General features: G+C 38.8%; 2 protein-coding genes and 2 pseudogenes. 2 read left to right on the top strand and 2 right to left on the bottom strand.

Annotated elements, in window-relative coordinates:
* Positions 1 to 254: 254 nt before the first annotated feature.
* A pseudogene (locus tag ACT3SX_RS14500) lies at positions 255 to 353 on the top strand (recombinase family protein); the annotation flags it as partial.
* Positions 354 to 361: 8 nt separating this feature from the next.
* Here the strand turns inward: ACT3SX_RS14500 and ACT3SX_RS14495 are convergent.
* The gene (locus tag ACT3SX_RS14495; protein WP_444761807.1) at positions 362 to 1,243 is read right to left on the bottom strand and encodes an IS982 family transposase; all 882 of its coding nucleotides are present in this window, start codon (positions 1,241 to 1,243) and stop codon (positions 362 to 364) included.
* Between the two features lie 209 nt (positions 1,244 to 1,452).
* On the opposite strand from ACT3SX_RS14495, the gene ACT3SX_RS14490 reads away from it, so the two are divergent.
* Entirely contained in the window at positions 1,453 to 2,790 is a 1,338-nt protein-coding gene (locus ACT3SX_RS14490) for an FAD-dependent oxidoreductase (RefSeq protein ID WP_089111068.1), read from the top strand.
* Between the two features lie 78 nt (positions 2,791 to 2,868).
* Here the strand turns inward: ACT3SX_RS14490 and ACT3SX_RS14485 are convergent.
* A pseudogene (locus tag ACT3SX_RS14485) lies at positions 2,869 to 3,160 on the bottom strand (glutathione-disulfide reductase); the annotation flags it as partial.

The raw sequence follows: 3,160 nt of genomic DNA, 5'->3' as shown, positions 1-3,160 counted from the left end.
ATCATTTAGGTATGTACGGATAGGACGTTCTTTATTAAAAAAAGCAGGATCTTTTTTAATGCGTCCAACCATTTCATCAACTTATACCTCAACGGAGCCACTTCAACCCCTTATCATTAGTCTATACCTAAAACATAAAACCTTTAAATAATAATTTATCTATCATTAGACTTGTATCTGATATTAAATGATAGCAATCTCTTGCTGTTATCAATGAACATTAATTATTAAGTCTAAGTAATAGAGGTAGCGTTATGACCGTTCGTATTTATGTGAGAGCCAGCACTAAGGATCAAGACGCTACCAGAGCATTAGCTGATTTGGTGGCTTTCAGTACAAGTTATGATGATAAACCCCACTCTCAACTTGAAATAAGCAACTCAAACTGAAGTGGGGGATTACCTAACTGTTTATTGATTACAAAGCAGAAGTTATGAGCCAAGATTTTACGCATAAATCTGTGGGATAAATGCCATAAATCTCTCGCTCTCACCTTTTGCATATTAAACCGCTGTGATAACTGACCAATCACCGTCTCAATATTGCGACGAGCATTTTTAAGACGATTAAGTACACTGATTGGTCGTTTATCGGGCATATTTTTTCTAAGCGGTGTTTGCAAATCAACACATCGCTTAAAGCAATACTCAGATAAATCAGGGCTAATATAGCCCATATCTGCACCTAACAAGCCTTTGATATTATCAAGCATATCAGGTGCCACTAATCTTTCATCTATTCTGGCAGAGGCAAAGGTAAAATTGGTTATCATGCCCGATAGATTAATGAGTAAATGTCCTTCAAAGCCGAAATATTTTTGTTGCTTTGAGGCGCAGTAACTATAACTACCTTCGTATTTGAAGGTTTTATACCGATACGCTCTGGCATATTGGCATACAGGAATGGGAAAGCCATCGATAAAATGAATGTTGTCTTGTCCATACTGTTTAACGATATGCTGTTGTATCAAAATTTTTACCTGTAACAAATTGACGCACTGCTTGGCAAAGTTGGGATATGAGCCTATTTGTGGAAACCATGTTTGCCAATGCTGTTTAAAATACTGATGGATTTGTGAGTCGGTGTCCATCTGTAAAAACTCACCCACTATCTCCATGGTAATAATTTCACTGTCGGTTAGCTTTGGTGCATATCCGCCTTGTCTTAGCCGGTTTGTTACAATCTTTTTGTAGTAGTCATCTACCATTAGATAGATTTTAATGATAAATTCGTCGATGGGCATGGCTTGTTCTCTAATCTTTTTGGTCATTGATTAAAGTTTAAGTTCATGCCTTTTTTGTTTCAACCCCGCTTAAAAGTGTTGAGAGTGGGGTATTAATATGTTAAATTTTATTAATAAAATTGCATATCTCTACTATATCATTACACTATGGAGCAAGTTCTATTTAATCATAAAACTTATAATCAATCATAAAAACAGAGGGGCTCACAGTGACCATAAAACACATCGAACATCTGATTATCGGCTTTGGCAAAGCAGGTAAAACTCTGGCACAAGCTTTAGCCAAGACAGGCAAATCCGTGATTTTAGTGGAGCAGTCCGCTACCATGTATGGTGGTACCTGTATCAATATTGGCTGTATTCCCTCAAAAAAATTAGCCTTCTTAGCTTATGGTCATGACGTACAACCATCACTTGCTCAAGCAGTTAGCAAAAAGAACGATTTAATTGATAAACTTAATCATGCCAACTTTGAGAAAGTTGATAGTCTAGATAATGCCGAAGTGATTACAGGCAAAGCCAGTTTTATTGATAATAAAACCGTGCAGGTCGTCACCGATACTGACACATTGACCATCACTGCTGATTATATTTACATCAATACAGGGGCGTATAACTGGCAGCCGCCGATTGATGGGTTAAAAGACAGCAAATTTGCCTACGACAGCACCCGTATCATGCAACTAACCGATTTACCAAAACAGCTCGTTATTATTGGTGGTGGCTATATCGGGCTAGAGTTTGCCTTTATTTTTGCAGGGTTTGGCAGTGAAGTGACGATTTTAGAAACAGGCGATACCTTTTTACCACGAGAAGATGAAGATATCACCAAAACTTTACTCGCTATCATGGCAAAACAGCATATTACAGTCAAAACTAATCAGCAAATCAAAAAAATAAGCGATAGTGGACAGCAAGCCACAATTACCACCGCTGATAGCGAACTGCATGCCGATGCGATTTTGGTTGCTACAGGCCGCAGAGCCAATACCGAAGGGCTAAACCTTGAAAAAGCGGGCATTGAGCTTACCGATAAAGGTTATATTGCTGTCAATGAAAAATTACAAACCAACGTGCCGAATATCTATGCGATGGGCGATGTGGCAGGCAGCCCCCAATTTACCTATATTTCGCTCGATGATTATCGTGTAGTTAAAAGCCAAGTATTGGGCGATGGCAGTTACACCACCAAAGACCGTACTTTCCCTTATGCGGTGTTTGTCAATCCGCCACTTGCTAATGTCGGTATGACCGCAAAAATGGCAAAAGATAAAGGTTATGACATTAAAACCGCCACACTAGATGCAGCAACTATTCCTAAAGCCAATATCTTAGAACAAGCTGATGGGCTGCTTAAGGCCGTAGTAGATGCTAAAACTGATAAAATCTTGGGTGTGCAACTGTTGTGTGCCGAGTCGCATGAATTGATTAACTTTATGGATTTAGCAATCCGTCAAGGCTTAACCTACCAGCAGGTGCGTGATCATATTTTTACCCACCCTAGTATGAGTGAAGCATTGAATGATTTGTTTGCTGCTATCAACTAACTGTTTTATAGCGAGGTTAGACGTTGCTTATAACGGCTAACCTCATTTACTTTCAATATTCACTCACTTTATATCCGCTTAGTTAAAACTTAAAAATTCTTCTGCACTTGTTGGATGAATGGTAAATGTCTCTTCTAAATCTGCTTTAGTAATACCAACTTTCATTGCCAAAGCAAATCCTTGTAAAATTTCATCCACATCTGACCCGACGGCATGAATGCCCACCACGGTCTCATCGCGACCTGCACAGACAATTTTAACTGTCGATGATGTTATATCATCGTGTGCAACCGCACGAAACATGGGCATAAATTTATTAGTGTAAGTTTTTACATTTACTTGACCATGGGCTTTAATCGCCGCTGACTCA

Origin of the sequence: Psychrobacter sp. AOP31-B2-9, from assembly GCF_052378005.1 — a bacterium.
In the GTDB taxonomy this organism is placed as follows: Bacteria; Pseudomonadota; Gammaproteobacteria; order Pseudomonadales; family Moraxellaceae; genus Psychrobacter.
The sequence above is the reverse complement of the archived record's forward strand: the minus strand, read 5'-3'. Positions and strand labels throughout refer to the sequence as shown.

Excerpts from the sequence above, each read along its gene's own strand:
- ACT3SX_RS14495 (WP_444761807.1), bottom strand. The coding sequence starts at position 1,243 with ATGCCCATCGACGAATTTATCATTAAAATCTATCTAATGGTAGATGAC.